Source organism: Streptomyces davaonensis JCM 4913, assembly GCF_000349325.1.
Classification (GTDB): domain Bacteria; phylum Actinomycetota; class Actinomycetes; order Streptomycetales; family Streptomycetaceae; genus Streptomyces; species Streptomyces davaonensis.
Genome location: NC_020504.1, coordinates 2,340,567 through 2,360,031 on the forward strand (window position 1 = coordinate 2,340,567; position 19,465 = coordinate 2,360,031).

General features: G+C 71.9%; 13 protein-coding genes and 1 pseudogene. 5 read left to right on the forward strand and 9 right to left on the reverse strand.

The window, feature by feature from the left end:
* Positions 1-86 precede the first annotated feature (86 nt).
* From BN159_RS10260 to BN159_RS10280, 5 genes are all read right to left on the reverse strand, one after another.
* On the reverse strand, positions 87-1,214 hold the full coding sequence (locus tag BN159_RS10260; protein ID WP_015656886.1) for a GH12 family glycosyl hydrolase domain-containing protein: 1,128 nt from the start codon (positions 1,212-1,214) through the stop codon (positions 87-89).
* Positions 1,215-1,486: 272 nt separating this feature from the next.
* Positions 1,487-2,509, reverse strand: a complete 1,023-nt coding sequence (locus BN159_RS10265; protein WP_015656887.1) for a LacI family DNA-binding transcriptional regulator — start codon at positions 2,507-2,509, stop codon at positions 1,487-1,489.
* 11 nt (positions 2,510-2,520) lie between these two features.
* Positions 2,521-4,149 (reverse strand): transposase, encoded by a 1,629-nt coding sequence (locus BN159_RS10270; RefSeq protein ID WP_015656888.1) that lies wholly within the window; start codon positions 4,147-4,149, stop codon positions 2,521-2,523.
* Positions 4,150-4,396: 247 nt separating this feature from the next.
* Complete coding sequence (locus BN159_RS10275; RefSeq protein WP_015656889.1) at positions 4,397-5,986, reverse strand: AMP-binding protein; 1,590 nt, start codon at positions 5,984-5,986, stop codon at positions 4,397-4,399.
* Positions 5,983-7,650, reverse strand: coding sequence for an AMP-binding protein (locus tag BN159_RS10280; RefSeq protein ID WP_015656890.1), 1,668 nt, complete (start codon positions 7,648-7,650; stop codon positions 5,983-5,985). Before BN159_RS10280 ends, BN159_RS10275 begins: the two co-directional genes overlap by 4 nt.
* Before the next feature lie 114 nt (positions 7,651-7,764).
* Here BN159_RS10280 and BN159_RS10285 point away from each other — a divergent pair, with 114 nt between their 5' ends.
* From BN159_RS10285 to BN159_RS10295, 3 genes are all read left to right on the forward strand, one after another.
* Positions 7,765-8,595, forward strand: coding sequence for a helix-turn-helix transcriptional regulator (locus BN159_RS10285; RefSeq protein WP_015656891.1), 831 nt, complete (start codon positions 7,765-7,767; stop codon positions 8,593-8,595).
* 183 nt (positions 8,596-8,778) lie between these two features.
* Positions 8,779-11,583, forward strand: a complete 2,805-nt coding sequence (locus BN159_RS10290; RefSeq protein WP_015656892.1) for an ATP-binding protein — start codon at positions 8,779-8,781, stop codon at positions 11,581-11,583.
* A 220-nt stretch (positions 11,584-11,803) separates the two neighbouring features.
* Positions 11,804-12,598: a S1 family peptidase gene (locus BN159_RS10295; protein ID WP_015656893.1), complete on the forward strand. Its 795-nt coding sequence runs from the start codon at positions 11,804-11,806 to the stop codon at positions 12,596-12,598.
* A 95-nt stretch (positions 12,599-12,693) separates the two neighbouring features.
* Here BN159_RS10295 and BN159_RS10300 read toward each other — a convergent pair whose 3' ends face one another.
* Positions 12,694-13,803 (reverse strand): winged helix DNA-binding domain-containing protein, encoded by a 1,110-nt coding sequence (locus tag BN159_RS10300; RefSeq protein WP_015656894.1) that lies wholly within the window; start codon positions 13,801-13,803, stop codon positions 12,694-12,696.
* Between the two features lie 131 nt (positions 13,804-13,934).
* Between BN159_RS10300 and BN159_RS10305 the strand changes: the two genes are divergently transcribed.
* Positions 13,935-15,065, forward strand: a complete 1,131-nt coding sequence (locus BN159_RS10305) for a magnesium and cobalt transport protein CorA (protein WP_015656895.1) — start codon at positions 13,935-13,937, stop codon at positions 15,063-15,065.
* Here BN159_RS10305 and BN159_RS10310 read toward each other — a convergent pair.
* On the reverse strand, positions 15,062-15,790 hold the full coding sequence (locus tag BN159_RS10310) for an LmeA family phospholipid-binding protein (RefSeq protein WP_015656896.1): 729 nt from the start codon (positions 15,788-15,790) through the stop codon (positions 15,062-15,064). The two genes, BN159_RS10305 and BN159_RS10310, sit on opposite strands and share 4 nt — an antisense overlap.
* 150 nt (positions 15,791-15,940) lie before the next feature.
* On the opposite strand from BN159_RS10310, the gene BN159_RS10315 reads away from it, so the two are divergent.
* Positions 15,941-17,557: an MFS transporter gene (locus tag BN159_RS10315; protein ID WP_015656897.1), complete on the forward strand. Its 1,617-nt coding sequence runs from the start codon at positions 15,941-15,943 to the stop codon at positions 17,555-17,557.
* Positions 17,558-17,582: 25 nt separating this feature from the next.
* On the opposite strand, the gene BN159_RS10320 is transcribed toward BN159_RS10315, so the two are convergent.
* Complete coding sequence (locus BN159_RS10320; RefSeq protein ID WP_015656898.1) at positions 17,583-18,233, reverse strand: TetR family transcriptional regulator; 651 nt, start codon at positions 18,231-18,233, stop codon at positions 17,583-17,585.
* Between the two features lie 64 nt (positions 18,234-18,297).
* Positions 18,298-19,447 (reverse strand): annotated as a pseudogene (locus tag BN159_RS10325) (SGNH/GDSL hydrolase family protein).
* Between the last annotated feature and the right edge of the window lie 18 nt (positions 19,448-19,465).

A 19,465-nucleotide genomic window follows, 5' to 3' on the forward strand; every position in this document is an offset into this window, starting at 1 on the left:
GTCCGCTGTGGAAGCCCCCGCCCACCCGGGGCCGACGGCACACCGGGCGGGCGAGGGAGTGTGGGGGTGGAACGGGGCCTGACGGATCAGGCGACCGTGCAGGCGGTGCCGTTCAGGGTGAAGCCGGACGGTTCGTCGAAGGTGCCGCTGTACGTGCCCTGGAAGCCGAAGCTCTGGCTGCCGCCGGCCGCGATCCGCGTGTTGTGGGCGACGGGACTCGCCACCACAGCGCCGGTCGCCCCGGACAGGTTCGCGTTCCAGGAGCCCGTGATCCGCTGTCCGGAGGGCAGGGTGAAGCCGAGCTGCCAGCCGTCCACCGCGGCCGAACCGGTGTTGCGGACGGTGACGTTGGCGGTGAAGCCGCCCTGCCAGACATTGGTGTCGTACGCCACCGAGCAGGTCGGGTCACCGGGCTCGCCGGGGTCCGTGCCGCCGCCCGTGTTCACCGTGGAGGAGAAGGAGTTCACCGCGAGCCCGGCGCCGTTCTGCCACGGCTCGAACCCGGCCTGGACGCTGGTCAGATACCAGTTGGGCTGTGCCATCCCGCGGGCCACGGCCTGGTCGACGAAGTCCATGACGTCGAAGTTCCAGGAGCTGATCGCCGACGGGGCGACGAAGGAGATCACGTCGTTGGTGCCGTTGCCGCCGGTCCACACCTCCCAGCTGCGGCCGCCGACGGTGGCGGTGCCGACCGGCGAGCCGATCGGCTGGATCGACCCGACCCGGTTGAACCAGATCATGATCTCGGTGGCGTTGACGCCGTCGGTGCGCGGCGTCGGGTCCAGCCAGATGTCGTACGACGCGTTGTACACGGCGTTCGAGACGAAGCCGTAGGAGATGCTGCTGGGTGCGCTGGAGATGGTGCTGACCTGCGCGGGGAGGGCGGTTCCGGGCGAACAGTTGGTGTAGTGGCAGCCGTTGAAGATCGACGGGTAGGACTTGGGGGCGCCGTTGGTGGGCACCGAGCCGTCGGCCTGGGTGACCCGGAAGCCGGTGTCGGTGGCGGTGACGCACTGGGCGGCGCTGGTGCCCCAGCGGTTGTTCTGGACGACGTAGCGGCCTTGGATCACGGTCGATCCGAACTGCTCACAGATCGTGGTGTCGGCCTGGGCCGGTGGGCCCGCGGCGACCAGGGCCGCCAGGGTGGCCAGAGCGGTGAGCACGGCGCCGAGGAGGGCGCGGACGGTGCGGAGGCGGTGCAGTGACGAACGCATGCGGGGGGCCTCTCTGCGGGTAACCGGATTCGACAGGGGGAGTGCTGCGGGGGTTCCGGGAGCGCTCCCGATCCGTCATCATGGGAGCGCTCCCACCCCACCGGTTTCGGTGGCGACTGTAGGAGTACTGCATGTCCCTGACAACCCCGTACGCGCGAATCCGTCGAAGGGATTTCGAACCGCCTGGTCACCGCTTGATCGCTCAACGGCCGTACGGCGCAATGGGGTTGGGAGCGCTCCCGAAAGTTGCGAACCCAGAGGGCGCGCGCGGCCTACGCCGAGTCCCGTACCACCAGGCGCGTCCGCAGGATGACGTGGCGCCAGGCCACCTCCGGCTGCTCGATCTCCGCCAGCAGCAGCCGCACCATGGTCCGGCCGATCTCCTCCAGCGGCTGGCGGACCGTCGTCAGGGAGGGCTCGGTGTGCCGGGCGAGCGTGAAGTCGTCGAAGCCGATCACCGCGACATCCTCGGGCACCCGGCGGCCGGCCGCCCGCAGCACCCCCAGCGCTCCGGCGGCCATGGTGTCCGAGGCGGCGAAGACGGCGTCCAGGTCCGGGTGCCGTTCGAGGAGTTCGGCCGTCGCCCGGCGACCGCTGTCCTCGGTGAAGTCGCCCTCGACGACCAGCGAGGGCAGGGGATCATGGCCCGCGGCGGCCAGCGCTTCCCGGTAGCCGCGCAGCCGGCACTGGGTCACGTACATGTCGAGCGGCCCGATGACGGCGGCGATCCGCCCGCGCCCGCCGCGCAGCAGGTGCTCGACCGCGTCACGGGCGCCGCCGACGTTGTCCGCGTCCACGTAGGTGACGCGCTCGTCGCCCGAGCGCCGGCCGAGCAGGACCGTGGGCAGTCCGGCCTCGGCAAGCATGTCGGGCAGCCGGTCCTCGGCCCGTACGGACATCAGCAGGACCCCGTCCACCCGCCCGCCGCGCGCGTACTCGACGAACCGCTGCCGCTCGGCGTCCGTGCGGACCAGGGTGAGCAGCAGCTGCACGGAGGTGTCGGCGAGGGCGTCGCCGACCGAACGGACGATCTCCGAGAAGAACGGCTCCCCGAACAGCCGCCAGTCCCGCTCGGTCATCGCCAGCGCCACGGCGTCCGCGCGCCGCCCGGCCAGCGAACGGGCGGCCAGATTGGGCACATAGCCCAGTTCGGCGATGGCCCGCTGGACGGTTCGGCGCGTCGAGTCCTTCACACCCGCCGCGTTGTTGATGACCCGCGAGACGGTGCCGCGCCCGACTCCGGCACGAGCCGCGACCTCCTCCAACGTCGGCGAGCCAGGGCGCTGCTTGCCCATAACCACCGTTCCTAGAGGCTGAGCGGGAGTGAGTCCTGTTGCCAGGACCCGTGCTCAGCCGTGTGTCCCGAACGGTGTTGGGCACACTGGTTGCCCGCTTTCGCTCCGTGTCCGGGCGGCACGGAGCGTGTCCGTGGTCCGGGAATACGGGGGCGGGTTTCCTCACGCCCCGGGGCGACCAGTGCGGCCTGGACGGTCCGATGCCCCTGCTCATCACTCCGGTGAGCAGGGGGCGGTGCCGTCCGTCGCCGGATCGGGTGCCCCAGGGCGCGCCTTCCGATCGCCACCGCTGCCGCGTCGTGGCGGGTGGTCTTCCTGGTTTTGGCGGTGAGGGGCTTCTGCCAGTGCTGGGCACCCCACCGGGAGGTGTAGGCCGGGTCCACGGCCACGAGGGGGATGTCGAGTTCGGCCGCCATGGACACCAGCCGGGCCCGCAGCCGGGCGACGGGCATGCCGGAGATCAGCTTGCGGAACCGCTTTTGGCGGCCGTGCTTCTCCCGGGTCTTCTCCGCTTGGAAGTCGAGGTCCTCGACCGCGATGGCCAGACCGTGGCGGGCGGCCCAGTGCAGCAGGTGGATCAGGGCGTGGCGGACCTGTGCGTCGCGGTGGGCGGCGGTGCCGGTCAGGTCGTAGCCGAAGCGGTGCGGGGCGCCGACCGGGTTGCCGTGAGCGTCCAGGCGCCAGGCGGCGAGGTGGTCGGCGTTGGTGTCCACGCCGACCATGCCGCCTGCACGGGCAGCCTCCAACGGCACGGTCTTCACCGGCGGGACCGTCCAGGAGGCGGTCACGTACCAGCGGCTCCGCTGCACGTCTTCGTGGATGCGGTAGGCGACGGACCGGTTGGCACTGACGCGGTCGGCCCACTGCCCGCCACGGTGCGCGAAGCTCACGCGGACACAGAGCGTGTTCCGGCCGTGCGGGGCGTTCGCCAGGTACGCCAGCGGCGCCGGGAGCTTGATCGAGACCTCGCCGTCGGGGGTGACGCGGATGGTCTCGTTGCCGAACCGCTTCCCCGACTCGCCGTCCGCAGCCAGGAACCGGCGCCCGGCCTCCCACCGCTGCCGCCACTGCACCTCGGTGAGCTGCGCCGCTTCCAGATGGTGCCGGGTGTTCAGCAGCCGCTTCCCGCCGCGCACCACGTGCACGACACCGGCCTCCCGGTCGGCCCGCACCGCGTCGAGCCGGTCTTCGAGCACGCGCAGGCGGCGGGACTTGGCGAACCACTCCTGCCGACTGCCGTAGCCGCCCGGAGCCTTGCTGCTGCCCTTCGCCCCGACCGGGAGGGACAGCCGGTGCGTGATCGTCCTGACCCCGGCTTCGAGGCCCTGGATGTGCGCGCACTGTCCGCGGCGGGCGAGTGCCCACTGATCGTGGGTGGACTTCGTGATCGACCCGGCCCAGCGCGAGGAGGACTCCTGACTGAGGGCGCGCTTGCGTTCGGCCCACCGCCCACCCTCGTGCTCCACACCGGCCGTGCACCGCGCCTTCAGATCACGGGAGGCCAGTGAACCCAGATGGTCACCGACCCGACGAAGGACCCCCTCGTCCGCCGCGGTCAGGTGCTTGAGCCGGCCGCGGACAGCGACCCCGGACGGGCCGGGCACCACGAACGGCGCCGCCAACTCCCGCAACCCACCCACCCCTTCTCCCCACCGGCAACACGGACTGAAGAACCCGCCACCCCACCCAACGACCACCGCCCACAAGGTCACGCATTCGACACAGGAACTCGCGTTCCCACCCCGAGTCCTGGCACCACCATGCCCCGCACACGCACTCTTACACGCCAGAACACACCCATGCGCAGTCAATCGACAGCAGCTCACAACCCCCAGGGCACCCGATCTTACGGTCGAGTAGCGCCGTGATCGAGTGCCCTTGGGCGTATCAGCCGGTGAACCGCTCCCGGAGCTCGATCTTGCGTACCTTTCCGGACACCGTCATCGGGAAGTTGTCGAGGACCCGCACCCCGGCGGGGACCTTGTAGTGCGCCAACTGCCCTTCACAGAAGGCCCGTACGTCCTCCAGTGTGGGTGGGTCGGCGGGGTCGCGCGGGATGACGCAGGCGAGGACCTCCTCGCCGTAGCGCTCGTGCGGGACGCCGATCACCTGGACGTCGGCGATCTTGGGGTGGGCGTAGAGGAACTCCTCGATCTCGCGCGGGTAGATGTTCTCGCCGCCCCGGATGATCATGTCCTTGATCCGGCCGACGATCTCGACGTAGCCGTCCTCGCGCATCACGGCCAGATCGCCGGTGTGCATCCAGCGGGCGGGGTCGACGGCCTCGTCGGTCCTCTCGGGTTCGTTCCAGTAGCCGAGCATCACGCTGTAGCCGCGGGTGCACAACTCCCCTGCGGTGCCGCGTGGTTGGGTGACGCCGGTCGCCGGGTCGACGATCTTCACCTCGACGTGCGGCAGGACGCGGCCGACGGTGCCGGTGCGGTGTTCCAGGTCGTCGTCGCGCCGGGTCTGGGTGGAGACCGGCGAGGTCTCGGTCATGCCGTAGCAGATGGACACCTCGGTCATGTTCATCTCGCTGACCACCCGCTTCATCACCTCCACCGGGCAGGGCGAGCCCGCCATGATGCCGGTGCGCAGCGAGGAGAGGTCGTAGGAGGCGAAGTCGGGGAGGTTGAGCTCGGCGATGAACATCGTCGGGACGCCATAGAGCGAGGTGCAGCGCTCCTGCTGGACCGCCTCCAGGGTGGCCTTCGGTTCGAAGGACGGGGCCGGGATGACGATGCAGGCGCCGTGCGAGGTCGCCGCCAGGTTTCCCATGACCATGCCGAAGCAGTGGTAGAAGGGCACCGGGAGGCAGACCCGGTCCTGCTCCGTGTAGGCGATCAACTCCCCCACGAAGTAACCGTTGTTGAGGATGTTGTGGTGGGAGAGCGTGGCGCCCTTGGGAAAGCCGGTCGTGCCCGAGGTGTACTGGATGTTGACCGGGTCGTCGCAGGACAGGTCGTCCGGCAGCGCGGCCGGGACGGCGCGGGCGAGCAGCGCGTCCCAGCTCGGGGAGCCGAAGTACACGGCCTCTCGCAGGTCGGGACAGTTGCCACGCACCTCGTCCACCATGGCCCGGTAGTCGCTGGTCTTGTGGCCGAGCGAGGCGAACAGCAGGGAGATCCCGGCCTGTTTGAGCACGTACTCGACCTCGTGGGTACGGTACGCCGGGTTGATGTTCACCATGATCGCGCCGATCCGGGCCGTGGCGTACTGCACCAGCACCCACTCCGGGCAGTTGACCGCCCAGATCCCGACCCGGTCGCCCCTGCCGACCCCGCTCGCGAGCAGCGCGTACGCCAACTCGTCGACGTCCGCGAGGAGTTGTGCGTACGTCCAGCGCCGCCCGGAGGGCACGTCGACCAGCGCCTCCCGGTCCGGCCAGGTCGCCGCGGTCCGGGCCAGGTTGTCGCCGATGGTGTCGCCGAGGAGGGCGGTCGCACCCGTTCCGTGGGTGTAGGACAGTGCGGTCACCGGAAGTCCTCCTCGCGGTACTCGGCGTCCGAGCCGGCCGCCGTGGCCTCGCGCAGTTCGATCCGGCGGATCTTGCCGGAGACGGTCTTGGGCAGCGGCGCGAACTCCAGCCGGCGGACGCGCTTGTAGGGGGCGAGCACCTCACGGGAGTGCTCGAAGAGGACCTTCGCGGTGTCGGGTCCCGGCTCCCAGCCCTCCGCGAGGACGACATAGGCCTTCGGGACGGCGAGCCGCAGTTCGTCGGGCGCGGGCACGACGGCGGCTTCCGCCACCGCCTCGTGCTCCAGCAGGGCGCTCTCCAGCTCGAAGGGGCTGATCTTGTAGTCGGAGGCCTTGAAGACGTCGTCGCTGCGCCCGACGTACGTCAGATATCCGTCCTCGTCCCGGGACGCGACGTCTCCGGTGCGGTAGTAGCCGCCCGCCATCGCCTCCGCCGTACGGTCGGCGTCGCCGTGGTAGCCGGTCATCAGGCCGACCGGACGGGCCGACAGGTCGAGCGCGATCTCGCCCTCGTCGACGCCGGGCGCGCCGGAGACCGGGTCCAGCAGTTCGACCCGGTAGCCGGGGCTCGGGCGGCCCATGGAGCCGGTCTTCAGCGGCTGGCCGGGGCTGTTGGAGACCTGGACGGCGGTCTCGGTCTGTCCGAAGCCGTCCCGGATGGTGACGCCCCAGGCCCGCCGGACCTGCTCGATGACCTCGGGGTTGAGCGGCTCCCCCGCCGCCACGGCCTCGCGCGGCGGGGTGCGCAGCGCGGACAGGTCGGCCTGGATGAGCATGCGCCAGACGGTCGGCGGGGCGCAGAACGTGGTCACGCCCGCGCGGTCCATCTCGGCCATCAGCCGGGCCGCGTCGAAGCGCGTGTAGTTGTGCAGGAAGACGGTCGCCCCGGCGTTCCACGGCGCGAACAGGTTCGACCAGGCGTGCTTGGCCCAGCCCGGGGAGGAGATGTTCAGGTGCACGTCGCCGGGCCTGAGGCCGATCCAGTACATCGTGGCGAGGTGGCCGACCGGGTACGACAGATGGGTGTGCTCGACCAGCTTGGGCCGGGCGGTGGTCCCGGAGGTGAAGTAGAGCATCAGCGGGTCGTCGGCGCGGGTCGGGCCGTCGGGCGTGAACCCGGCCGGGGCGTCATAGGCGTCCTCGTACGACAGCCAGCCCTCGCGCGCGCCGCCCACGACCACGCGGGTGTAGTCGCCGGGCACCTCGTCGAACTTGCCGGTGTCCTCGGCCCGCACGATCACCTGCCGCACCCGCCCGCGCTCCACCCGGTCACGCAGATCGGCGGGCCCGAGCAGCGGGGTGGCCGGGATGACGACCGCGCGCAGCTTCATCGCGGCCAGCGCCGTCTCCCACAGCTCGGTCTGGTTGCCGAGCATCACCAGCACCCGGTCCTCGGCCCCCACGCCTCGCGCGCGCAGCCAGTTGGCGACGCGGTCGGAGCGGGCGGACAGCTCGGCGAAGGTCAGCCGGGCCTCCGTGCCGTCCTCCTCGACGATGTGCAGCGCCGTGCGGTCGTTGCCGTCCGCGAGGACGTCGAACCAGTCGAGCGCCCAGTTGAACAGCTCGGGCCGGGGCCAGTCGAAGCCTTCGTAGGCCGTGGCATAGTCCTCGCGGTGCTCCAGCAGGAAGTCCCTTGCCCTGCGGAAGTCCTCGGTGGCCGTCATGTGTCCTCCTCGGTTCCGGACCATTGCCCGGCGGCTCCCTGCCATCGTGTAATCCGTGATGCAGGTCTCACTACCCCCGAACGGGGGTGTACGCCGCAGAAGGAGGGTGGGCAGTTGACGGCAGATGGCAGCGGAGCGGTGGAGATCCGTCGCGCGCTGGTCCGGCTGCGGCGCACGACCGGGCTCCCGGTCGCGTTCGGCGGCCTGGTGGAGGCCGTCCGCCCGCAGATGCTCATCAGCGAGCTCAACGGCACCGCCACGGGCTCGCTGAGCCGTCTCGCGGTGACCTCCGGCACTGGCCTGGGCGGCCGCGCGGTCGCGCTGGCCCGCCCCTGCGCGGTGACCGACTACTCCGCCGCACGGCAGATCAGCCACGAGTACGACACCGCCGTCGCCGCGGAGGGGCTGCGCTCCGTGCTCGCGGTCCCGGTCGTCGTACGGCGCCGGGTCCGCGGGGTCCTCTACGGCGCCCTGCGCACGCCGCAGCCGCTCGGCGACCGCACGCTGTCCGCGGCGGTGGCTGCGGCGCGGGACGTGGAGCAGGCGCTGGTGGTCCAGGAGGCGGCGCGGGAGTTGCTGGCCGCGGCTCGGCCGGAGCCGGCCTCTCACGGGGGCGGGGCCGCGTGGGAGCAGGTACGGGAGGCGCATGCGGCGCTGCGGGCGCTGGTGCCGAGGATCTCCGATCCGGGGCTGCGTTCGGAGTTGCTGTCCGTGTGTGGGCTGCTGACCCCGGAGGGGTCGACGGGGGAGGTCTGTCTCACGCCTCGGGAGCTGGATGTGCTGGCCTGTGTGGCGGCGGGGGCGACGAATGCGGTGGCCGGAGAGCGGTTGGGGTTGCGGGCCGAGACGGTCAAGGGGTACTTGCAATCGGCCATGCGGAAGCTGGGCACGCATACGCGGGGGGAGGCTGTGGTCGCTGCGCGGCGGGCGGGGCTGTTGCCGTAGGGCGCCTATGAGAGTGCCTCGGTGTACCGCATATCGAACACAGCCCCGCGCCCCTAGGGCCGCTGTGCTTCCCCTTTCATTCATCCGTTCACTGCACTGTTATTTCCCTCACCCGGCAGGCACTCCGTAATTCAAAGACCCATTGCCTAATATTGGCCCGGACACGACACGGGGAGGGGAGGGGTGACCGTGCCACGGGAGTTCAGGGAGCCTGCCAGATCCCGCTCCGACCTGGTCATCGGGCGGGACGAGCCGTTCACCGCCGCGCGTGCGCAGCTCGCCCGGGGCGGCAGCGTCCTGCTCCACGGGCCCGCCGGAATAGGAAAGTCGACCGTCCTGCGGGCATTGGCCGCCGAATACGGCGAAGCGGCACGGACCGTGTTGCGCTGCTCGGCCACCGAGTCCGAATCCCATCTCCCCTTCCTCGCCCTCGCCGACCTCCTCGGCCTGGTCCTGGACGAGGTCTGCGACAAGCTGCCCGCCGCCCAGCGCACCGCCCTGGAGTCGGCGCTCACCGGCCGCGGCGAGTCCACCCTCCAGCGCGACGGGCTCGCCCTGCGTCTGGCCGTGCTCTCCGCCCTGCGCGCGCTGGCCGCCGAGGGCCCCGTCCTGGTCGTCGCCGACGACCTCCAGTGGCTGGATCCGGCCAGCGCCGAACTCCTCGGCTTCGCCGCCCGGCGCCTCGGCGACACCCCGGTCCGCATGCTGTGCGCGGCCCGGACCGAGGATCAGGAGTACGACCGCCATCTACGCGCGTCCCCGCCGGACACCCTCGCCCTGCGGCTCGGCCCGCTCTCCCGTACCCAGACCGCGGCCCTGCTCGACCACCGCGGCTACACCGGGCTGCCCCGCGCCGCCGTCCGCGACATCCACCGCACCAGCGGCGGCAATCCGCTCTTCGCCCTGGAGCTGGGCCGCGCGCTGGCCGAGAACCCCACCCCGCCCCGGCCCGGCGAGCCGCTCCCGGTGCCGACCTCGCTGCGCGCCCTGGTGCTCAACCGGCTGGGGATGCTCTCGCCCGACGCCCGCCACACCCTCCTCGTGGCCAGCGCGGGCGCCCGCCCCACCCTGGCCACGCTGCACGCGGCGGGCCGTACCGACGCCGAGGCGGAGACCGCGTGGGCGGCCGAACTCGGACTGCTGGCCACCGAGTCGGAGGGTCCCGCCGTACGCTTCGCGCATCCGCTGATCTCGGCGGCGCTGTACGCGGAGGCGCCCGCGCAGGAGCGGCGGGCCGCGCATGCCGCGCTGTCCAGGGCGGCCTCGGACCCCATCGAGCGGGCCCGGCATCTGGCCCTCGCGACCACCGGCACCGATCCGGCGGTGGCCGCCTCGCTGGCGGAGGCCGCCGCCCTGGCCCGGGACCGCGGGGCGCCCTCGGTGGCCGCCTCGCTGGGCCGGCTCGCCGCCCGGCACACCCCGGCGGAGGACGGCCCGCAGGCGCTGCTGCTCCAGGCCGCCGAGGACGCCATCACCGCCGGTGAGCTGGACCTCGCCCGGGACATCGCCCGCGAGGTGCTCTCCGGTTCGACGGTGCCCGCGGAGCGGGTGCGGGCCTGGATCGTGGTGATCGAGACCGCCGGTCATGCGATGACCGAGGTCGACGCGGTCTTCCCGCAGGCGCTGGCCGACGCCGGCGACGACCCGAGACTGCTCGCCCGGATCCACTACCAGCTGGGCTGGCGGGCGCTGCTGGTGGACGGCGACTTCGACCCGGCGCGCGAGGCGGCGGCGTACTCCGCGGAGCTGGCCGCGCGCGGCGGGGACCGGTACACCGAGCTGATGGCGCTCGCCTTCCAGGCGCAGATCGAGACCCTGATGGGCCACCCGGACGCCCCCCGGACGATCAAGCGCGCGCTGAAGGAACCCCAGGACCCGCGGGTGTCCAGCCATCACAACGGCGCCGGGTACGCCCGGTTCCGCTGGCTGATGATGAGCGACCAGCTGCCCGAGGCGCGGGCCACCGTCACCGCCCTGCTGCGGGAGGTGCGGCGGCGCGGCTCGGTGGAGAGCGAGGTGCACTTCCTGCGCGGGCTGGCCGAGACCGAATTGCGCACCGGGCACTGCGCCCGCGCCCTGGACCTCGCCCGGGAGAGCCTGCGGCTGGCCCGGGACACCGGGATCGGCGAGGTCGCCTCGGCCGTGCTCACCTCGCTGACGGAGGCGGCGGGCGGCGAGCTGGACCGGGCGCTGGCCCTGGCCCGGGAGGCGCTGGACCACTCGGAGCAGGACGGCGACCAGATGTATGTCTCCCGCGCCCTGGCCGCCCTCGGACACGCCCAGCTGGTGGCCGGGGACGCGCCCGCCGCAGTGGCCTCGCTGCGCCGGGTGCGCGAGCTGGAGCAGGGGCTCGGCATCACCGACCCGGCGCGCGGGCGCTGGCACGGCGATCTCGCCGAGGCGCTGGTGCGGATCGGGGAGACCGAGGAGGCGCAGGACGTCATCGACACGGCCCGCGCCCGCGCGCTGCGTCTTGGCCGGGAGAGCGTGCTGGCGGTACTGGACCGCGCGGAGGCACTCGTGCGCGCGGCGCGCGGCGAACGGGAGTCCGCCGCGGCCCAGTTGACGTCCGTGCAGGACCGGCTGGCCAAGCTCGGCTACGGCCTGGAGGAGGCGCGGGCCGCCTTCGCGCTGGCGGCCCTGCGCACCCGAAGGCCGGGGCCCACGTCCTACGACGAGGCGGCGCGGCTCTTCCGGCGGTGCCGGGCGCTGCCGTGGCTGAGCCAGGTGGAGTCGGCCGTGACCACGCCCCCGGCCGACCCCGTGCCCGCCCCCGTCGCCGCGCTCGACGCGCTGGACTCGCTCGCCTCGATGGAGCGTCAGGTCGCGGCGCTGGTGATGGAGGGCGCGACGAACCGGGAGATAGCGGCCCGGCTGTTCATCAGCGTCAAGACCGTGGAGGCGACGCTGACCCGGGTCTACCGCAAGCTGGGGATCCGATCGCGCGTCGACATCGTCAGACTTGCGGCGGGCCGTCCCGGCAACTGAGATCCCGCGCGATTCACCGGCAGCGGGGGTTTGACGGGGGCCGACCGAGGGTTTTCCCTGCCCAACTCCCTTAGGGGGTTCCCTCCTTGGGAAGGGGAGCCTTCCGGTTCTAGCGTATGCCTCGTGCCGCTCGCCGGGCACACGGGGGTCTGTCCCGAGACCCCCGTGCATCACCCCCACACCCGCGCGACCCCCCACCGGCAATCCAATGAGGAGACTCATGTTCGGGCTCACCCGTGCCAAGAAGACCGCGACCGCGCTCGCGGCCACCGCCGCAGCCGCGGCCACCGCGCTGATCGGCGTCGCCCCCACCGCCGCCGCGGCTCCCCAGCCCATCGTGGGCGGTTCGACGACCACGACCACCGCGTACCCGTTCATGATGCAGATCACGGACTCCTCGCAGAACCAGTTCTGCGGCGGCACGCTGGTCTCCGCCACGAAGGTCGTCACGGCTGCCCACTGCATGGTCGGCGAGACCACGAGCAGCGTCAGAGTCGTCGGCGGCCGCACCTACCGCAACGGCACCAACGGCACGGTCAGCCGGGTCAGCAAGATCTGGATCCACCCGAGCTACACGGACGCCACCAACGGCGACGACGTGGCCGTGCTGACCCTGTCGACGTCGATGCCGTACACCACGGCGCCGTACATCTCCTCCACCCAGACGGGCGTGTACGCGGCCGGCACCACCGCCCGGATCATCGGCTGGGGCACCACCTCGGCGGGCGGCAGCTCCTCCAACCAGCTGCGCACGGCGACGGTGCCGATCGTCTCCAACTCCAGCTGTGCGAGCTCCTACGGTTCGGACTTCATCTCGTCCGACATGGTCTGCGCCGGATACACCTCCGGCGGCGTTGACACCTGCCAGGGCGACAGCGGCGGTCCCCTGCTTGTCGGGGGCGTCCTGGCAGGGATCACTTCCTGGGGCGAGGGCTGCGCGGCGGCCGGCTACCCGGGCGTCTACACCCGGCTGACCACCTTCTCCAGCCTGGTGACCGCGCAGGTCAACTCGTAACCCAGAAAGACTCCTGAGTATCCCTCAGGTGCAATACCAGGGGGCGTTGCGGGCCTCCACGAGCGGCCCGCAACGCCCCCGATCCATGTCCTGGCCTAGGAGGGCAGGACGGTCCCGAAGCGGATGTCGTACGACGACTCCGGGTCCATGACCTCAAGCATGTACGCCCCTTCCGCCAGGACCTCCGCGCGCTGGGCCTTGGTGAGGTCGTCGAAGGGCTCGATGACGAGGGCGTCGTCGATGATGCGCCAGACGCCCGCGAGGAAGCCGTCGACGAGGAACGGGCAGTAGACGGTGTTCACCTGCCAGGTGCGGCCCCGGTTCGCGGGCGGGATCACCCGGGTGCGGTCCGCGTGGGAGAGCAGCAGGTTGTCGAACTCGGGCAGGAAACGGGGCGGCGCTGGGGTGGCGGGGTCGGGCCTGGGGGCGTCGGGGAGGTCGAAGAGCTCTACACCGTTCTCGTCCCGGAAGGTGATCAGCTCCGGGCGCAGCCGCTCGAAGGCGGGGCGGGTCCGGGTCAGCCCGCACCAGGTCTGGAAGTCCTTGACCGAGGCGGGCCCGAAGGCGGCGAGATAGCGCAGGACGGTGGCGTCGACCGACGCGGCGGGCTCCTCGGCGCGGCCCAGCCAGTGCTCGACGGTGGTCAGGGAGACCTGGGCGCTCTTGCCCCACACTCCGCGCGGCGTGACCTGCACCAGCGGCAGCTTGCAGCGGGCGGCGACGGCCAGGGACTGCGGGTCGGCGTCCGGCCACTCGGCGCCCAGCGCCTCCCGCAACTGCTTCATGGTGCGCGGCGCCTCCTCGACGAGGTCGCGGGCGAGGGCGGCGAGCCGGTCCAGGTCGACGCCGACGAGGCCCTTGCGGAAGAGGTTGATCTCCCGCGTGCGGGCGGGCTGCACCAGGGGCCGCAGGGTGAGGCTGTCGTCGGCGCTGTGCAGGTGGATGGTCGAGCGCATGGTGACGATCCGCACGGTCTCGCGCCGCTCCAGCGACCCGGCGAGCTCCTCGGCCCTGAACCCGTCGAGGCGGGCGGCGAGCGCGTAGTACGGCGGCTTGACCTCCTGCGCCTGGAGGCCGACCAGGTGCTCCACGGCGGCGTGCGCGGACATCGGGGTGCGGCGCAGCAGCAGTTGCCGGTCGAGGGTGGCGCGGTTGAGGGCGCGAGTGCCGAGAACGGGGCCCTGGGCGGTCGTCGTCTTCGTCATGTCCCGCACGCTAGTACCGGTTGCGGACAGATACGGTCCGCGATCGGCGTTCCGTGCGCACTCCGATGCCTGGTCCGCCGTATAGCCTGCTAGCTGCGAGATCACCGGGCGTCGGCCGAGAGGCAGCCACGATGGCGAAGAACCACCGGAAGTCCGTCTGGCGCCGCGCCCTGACACCCCCGGCCGGCGCCCCGGAGCCCACGCCGCCCCCGGCCGAGCCGCGGCCCGACGAGCCGGAGCCGGCGAGCATCGTCCAGGCGGCGCTGTACCGCGACGGGGTGCGGGTCTCCTCCCCCGCCACGCTCGCCGAGACCTACCGCGAGCTGCGCGAACAGCCGTCCGGTGTGGCCTGGATCGGTCTCGCCCGGCCGCCGGAGTCCGAACTGAAGTCGCTGGCCGCCGAGTTCGACCTGCATCCGCTGTCGGTCGAGGACGCGCTGGAGGCCCATCAGCGCCCGAAGCTGGAACGGTACGGCGACACCCTCTTCGTCGTCCTGCGCGCGGCCCGCTATCTGGACGCCCCGGAGGAGGTCGACTTCGGCGAGCTGCACGTCTTCGTCGGCCCGGACTTCGTGATCACGGTCCGCCATGGCGCGGCGCCCGATCTGTCGGCGGTGCGCCGCCGGATGGAGGAGACGCCGGAACTGCTGAAGCTGGGCCCGGAGGCGGTCCTGTACGCGATCCTCGACGCGGTGGTCGACGGCTACGTCCCGGTCGTCGCGGGCGTCCAGAACGACATCGACGAGATCGAGACGGAGGTCTTCCGCGGCGACCCCGAGGTCTCCCGCCGGATCTACGAACTCTCCCGCGAGATGGTCGAGTTCCAGCGCGCCACCCGCCCCCTGGTCGGCATGCTGCACGGCCTGATGGCGGGCTTCGCGAAGTACGGCACGGACGAGGAACTCCAGCGCTATCTCCGCGACGTCGCCGACCACGTCACGCACACCAGCGAACGCGTCGACTCCTTCCGCCAGGCCCTCACCGACATCCTCACCGTCAACGCCACCCTGGTCACCCAGCAACAGAACGCGGAGATGCGGGCGTTGGCGGAGGCGGGGTTCGCGCAGAACGAGGAGATCAAACGCATCTCCTCCTGGGCGGCCATCCTCTTCGCCCCCACCCTGGTCGGCACGATCTACGGCATGAACTTCCAGCACATGCCCGAACTGAGCTGGCGCTTCGGCTACCCGTTCGCGATCGGCCTGATGGGCGTCATCTGCGTCAGCCTGTACGTCATCTTCAAGCGCCGGGACTGGCTCTAGCCGTCGGCCGGCCGGAAGGTGACCGAGGTGCCGGTGAAGCGGGCTTCGATTCCGGTCGGGGTGGGGGTCACCGAGCGGAGGTGAAGGCCCTCGGGGATGTTGTGCAGGGGGACGGGGGTTTCCAGGGCCTTGTCGAGCAGTGTCTTCAGGGGCGGGAGCAGCTCGCCGTCGACCGCTTGGACGTCCCTGAACGCGATGCGGTTTCCCGGCGCCGCCGAGACCGTCGCGCTCACGGTGACGTCACCGGCGAGCGGGAGAGTGGCCGTCGCGTTGACGCGGCCCGGGTCGTCGCCCTGGGAGACGGTGACGCCCAGCGCGGCCGACACATCCTCGTACGACAGGAACGCGGTCGCGTCGACGCTGCCGGCGTGTGCCTGGTCGGCGTCGCCGGAAGTCCGCAGCCCGTCGAGGGCGACGGTCAGCCGAGTGACCGGGAGCGGGCGGTCGGCTCCGTCGGCGGCGATGTCGTGGGCGGTGAGGTCCACGTGCCGCAGGCTGCCCCCGGCGAGTTGGGTCAGCACAGGGAAGCCGCTGACCCGTACCGAGGGCCGTTCGGCGGTGCCCATGCCGTCCTGGAACGCCTCTGCCGTACGGCTCTCCGCACGGGCCGCGGCGAACCGGTCGGCCACTACGGCGCCCAGCAGGACGGCCACCAGGGACCCGGCGCCGATGATCCGGCGCCGCCGCCTCGGGCTCATGCAGTGGGGGTCATCGGGGTCGGGCATGGGGCTCCTCTCCGGAGCGGCTCAGCATGACCTCGATATTTGCACACCAATGGGCAATAAACTAGCCTGCACGTCAGCGGGCAATTAACTGCCCGTCCTGCCCGCCATACCTGTTCTTCCCGCCCCGCCCTGTCCCGCCAGGAGCTTTCGATGCCTCTCATTGCCGACACCCCCGTGGAGAAGATGCCGGGGCCCTACCCCCGCCGCTGGTGGGCCCTGCTGGTGCTCTGCCTGAGCCTGCTGATCGTCGTCATGGCGAACACCTCGCTGATCGTGGCCGCCCCCGACATGACCCAGGACCTGGGCCTGTCCAGCAGTGACCTCCAGTGGGTCATCGACGGCTACACCGTCCCGTACGCGGCGCTGATGCTCGTGCTCGGCGCGATCGGCGACAAGTACAGCCGCCGCGGCGCGCTGGTCCTCGGCCTGCTGGTCTTCGCCGGGGGTTCGGTGATGGGCGGTCTGGTCGAGGAGACCGCGCTGGTCATCACCGCCCGCGCGATCATGGGCGTCGGAGCAGCGGTCGTCATGCCCGCCACCCTGTCCCTGCTGGTCGCGATGTTCCCGCGGGCCGAGCGCGCCAAGGCCATCACCGCCTGGTCCGCGACCTCAGGACTCGCCATCGCCGCCGGGCCGCTGACCGCGGGGTGGCTGCTGGAGAGCCACGCCTGGGGCTCCACCTTCCTGATGAACGTGCCGATCGCCCTGCTCGGCGTCGTCGGCGCGCTGATCCTGGTACCGCCGTCGAGGGCCGAGGGCATGGGCCGGATCGACTACGTCGGCGGTCTGCTGTCGATCGTCTCGGTCGGTTCCCTGGTCTACGCGACCATCGAGGGCCCGCACTTCGGCTGGGGCGCCGGTCCGGTCACCGCGGCCGTGGTCGCCGGTGCCGGCCTGCTCGCCTTCGTCGCCTGGGAGCTGCGTCACCCCAACCCCATGCTGGACGTACGGAAGTTCACCGAGCGCCCCTTCAGCGGCTCGATGCTGGCCGTGCTGTTCTTCTTCTTCGGCACCTTCGGCGCGATCTACTACTCCACCCAGTTCCTCCAGTTCGTGCTCGGCCACAACGCCCTGGAGACCGGCGTACGGCTGCTGCCGCTGGCCGGTGCGGTGTTCGTCGGCGCCGCGGTCACCGGGCGGCTCGCCCCGAAGCTGGGCGTGAAGGCGGTCGTGGGCACCGGCATGGTGATCGGCACCGCGGGTCTCTTCCTGCTCACGCAGATCGAGTCGGGCTCCACCTACACGGCCTTCGTGGCGCCGCTGGTGCTGCTCGGGTTCGCCATCGGGCTGAGTCTGTCCCCGGCCACCGACACGATCATGGGTTCCTTCCCCGAGTCGGAGCTGGGAGTCGGCGGCGGCGCCAACGACACCGCGCTGGAGCTGGGCGGCTCCCTGGGCATCGCGGTCCTCGGCTCGCTCCTCGCCACCGCCTACCAGGACAAGCTGACCGAGCTGGTCGGCGGGCAGCTCCCCACCCCGGCGCTGGACACCGCCAAGGACTCGGTGGGCGGCGGACTCGCGGTCGCCGAGCAGGTCGGCCGGAACCCCCAGGGCGGCGCCGAGCAGGCACAGGCCCTGCTGGGCGCGGTGCACGAGTCGTTCGCCCACGCCATCGCGCAGACCAGCCTGATCGGCGGGATCATCATGGCCGTCGGCACGGTGATCGTCTTCGTGGTGCTGCCCGGCCGCAAGGCCACGGGGAAGCGGCAGCAGGAGACGACGGCCACGGAGAGCGCGGAGAACTCCGAGACGGTGGGCGTGCGTTGAGGGGACGCCCGGTACCCGTCCCCTTCTATTCCTGAGACGGTTCCTGGGCCTGTTCCCGATCCGCCGCCACGTCCTCGACCACCAGGCGGGCCTGCTTCTCCGGCACCCCGGCCGCGATGAGCATGACGACGGCGGCCCGGGTGCCGTCGTCCTCCAGGGCCCCGGTGTTGACCTCTTCCAGCAGGGCCACGGTCAGCGCCTCCAGAGCGGCGCTCAGCACTGCGGGCGGCAGGTGGGTGTGGAATGCGCCGTCGCGCTGACCCCGCTCAAGGATGACGGTGGCCGCGGCTCGGGCAGGTTGGAGGATCTCGGCGACCCGCTCCTTGCCCAGGTCCCGATGGGCGAGCGCCAGCAGCATCCGGTAGCGGTCGCCCACCGGCCACATCGCCAGCACGAACCGCGCGAGCGCCCGACCGGCGGGTTCCGTCGCCTGCGGTGCGCTCGCCACAGCGGCCCGCAGCGCCTCGCTCGCCTCCTCCGCGAGCGCCTCCAGGAGCGCGGCCCGGCCGGGGAAGTGCCCGAACAGGGTGCGCCGTACGACGCCGGAGGCGCGGGCCAGTTCCTCCAGGGTGATGTCGGGGTTGCGGCCCAGCTCCTGGCGCGCGGTGGCCAGGATGCGCGCCCGGTTGGACCGGGCGTTGCGTCGCTGGGGCACTCGGCCGGCGGGCTGGGACACGGGGGAACCTCGAGGGAGCCGGAGGAAGATCGGACCTCCTCATTCTGGCACGCGGGCCACCGGCTCAGTCGGGCGTGCAGTCCAGGCTGTTCAGGTCGACGGCGTCGGCCATGGCCTGCATGCCCGTGTCGTTGGGGTGGATGTGGTCGCCGTTGTCGAGGAACGGCAGCATGCGTTCGGGGTCGTAGGGGCTGCGCAGCACCCGGTCGAAGTCGGCGACGGCGTCGAACTCGCCGCCGTCCCGGATGAACGCGTTGACCTCCTGCCGTACGGCTTCGGCGGCCGGGTCCCACTCGGGCCAGCCCTTGAAAGGGCCGACCGTGGCGCCGACGACGCACTTTCCCGCCGCGTGGGCCCGCGCGACGATCTCACGGTAACCGGCGATCAGATCCTCGGCGGTGACCCCGGTGTGCGCCTTGATGTCGTTGACGCCCTCGAACAGGAACACGGTCCGCACCCCCGGATGGGAGAGCACATCGCGCTCCAGCCGGTTGAGGGCGCTCTGCCCGGCGCCGTCGGCGAGCACCTTGTTGCCGGAGATGCCCTCGTTGGCGACGCCCTTGACCTCCGAGTCCGCCCGTCGGAGGCGGCGGGCGAGATAGTCGGGCCACCTGCGGTTCAGATCGGTGGAGGACTGCCAGCCGTCGGTGATGGAGTCGCCGAGCGCGACCACGGCAGCGGAGCGGGCGTGGACCCGGACCGCGTCGAGGTAGAACCAAGAGCCAGTGGTGGCCGTCCAGTTGGCGGCGCCCTCCTCGGCGGTGTGGTCGCCGTGGGCCGTGTACGAGGTCGCCATCGCCATGCCGTGGCCGGTAGCGGGGCCCGCCGCGTCCGCGGAGTGGATGCTGATCACCAGATCGGTGGCGGCGGGCAGCTTCCCGGGCAGCGGGTCGCTGAGCACGATGCCCCCGGCGGGGCACGGTCACGGACCGCGCTCCGCCGAAGGTCAGCCGCCGGTTGCTGCCCCGGACCAGTTCGGCGCCCACCTTGCGGATTCCGGCATAGGCGCTGTCGAAGGTGATCGGGCGGTCCCCGAAGGCGTTGGAGAGCCTGATCCGCGGGTCGGTGCCCGCCGCGCTGGTGTGCACGACGAGGCGGTACGCCCGCCCGGCGACCCCCTCACCGACCCGGACGGCGCTCGCGCCCCAGGTGACGACCTCCGAGGTGGGCGCTTCGGAGGCGTGGACCGGAGCCGCCTGAGCGGCCAGGAGCAGCGCACACACGACTCTCGC

Coding starts and splice junctions, on each gene's coding strand:
- BN159_RS10260 (WP_015656886.1), bottom strand. CDS start 1,214: ATGCGTTCGTCACTGCACCGCCTCCGCACCGTCCGCGCCCTCCTCGGC.
- BN159_RS10265 (WP_015656887.1), bottom strand. CDS start 2,509: ATGGGCAAGCAGCGCCCTGGCTCGCCGACGTTGGAGGAGGTCGCGGCT.
- BN159_RS10280 (WP_015656890.1), bottom strand. CDS start 7,650: ATGACGGCCACCGAGGACTTCCGCAGGGCAAGGGACTTCCTGCTGGAG.
- BN159_RS10295 (WP_015656893.1), top strand. CDS start 11,804: ATGTTCGGGCTCACCCGTGCCAAGAAGACCGCGACCGCGCTCGCGGCC.
- BN159_RS10300 (WP_015656894.1), bottom strand. CDS start 13,803: ATGACGAAGACGACGACCGCCCAGGGCCCCGTTCTCGGCACTCGCGCC.
- BN159_RS10305 (WP_015656895.1), top strand. CDS start 13,935: ATGGCGAAGAACCACCGGAAGTCCGTCTGGCGCCGCGCCCTGACACCC.
- BN159_RS10310 (WP_015656896.1), bottom strand. CDS start 15,790: ATGCCCGACCCCGATGACCCCCACTGCATGAGCCCGAGGCGGCGGCGC.
- BN159_RS10315 (WP_015656897.1), top strand. CDS start 15,941: ATGCCTCTCATTGCCGACACCCCCGTGGAGAAGATGCCGGGGCCCTAC.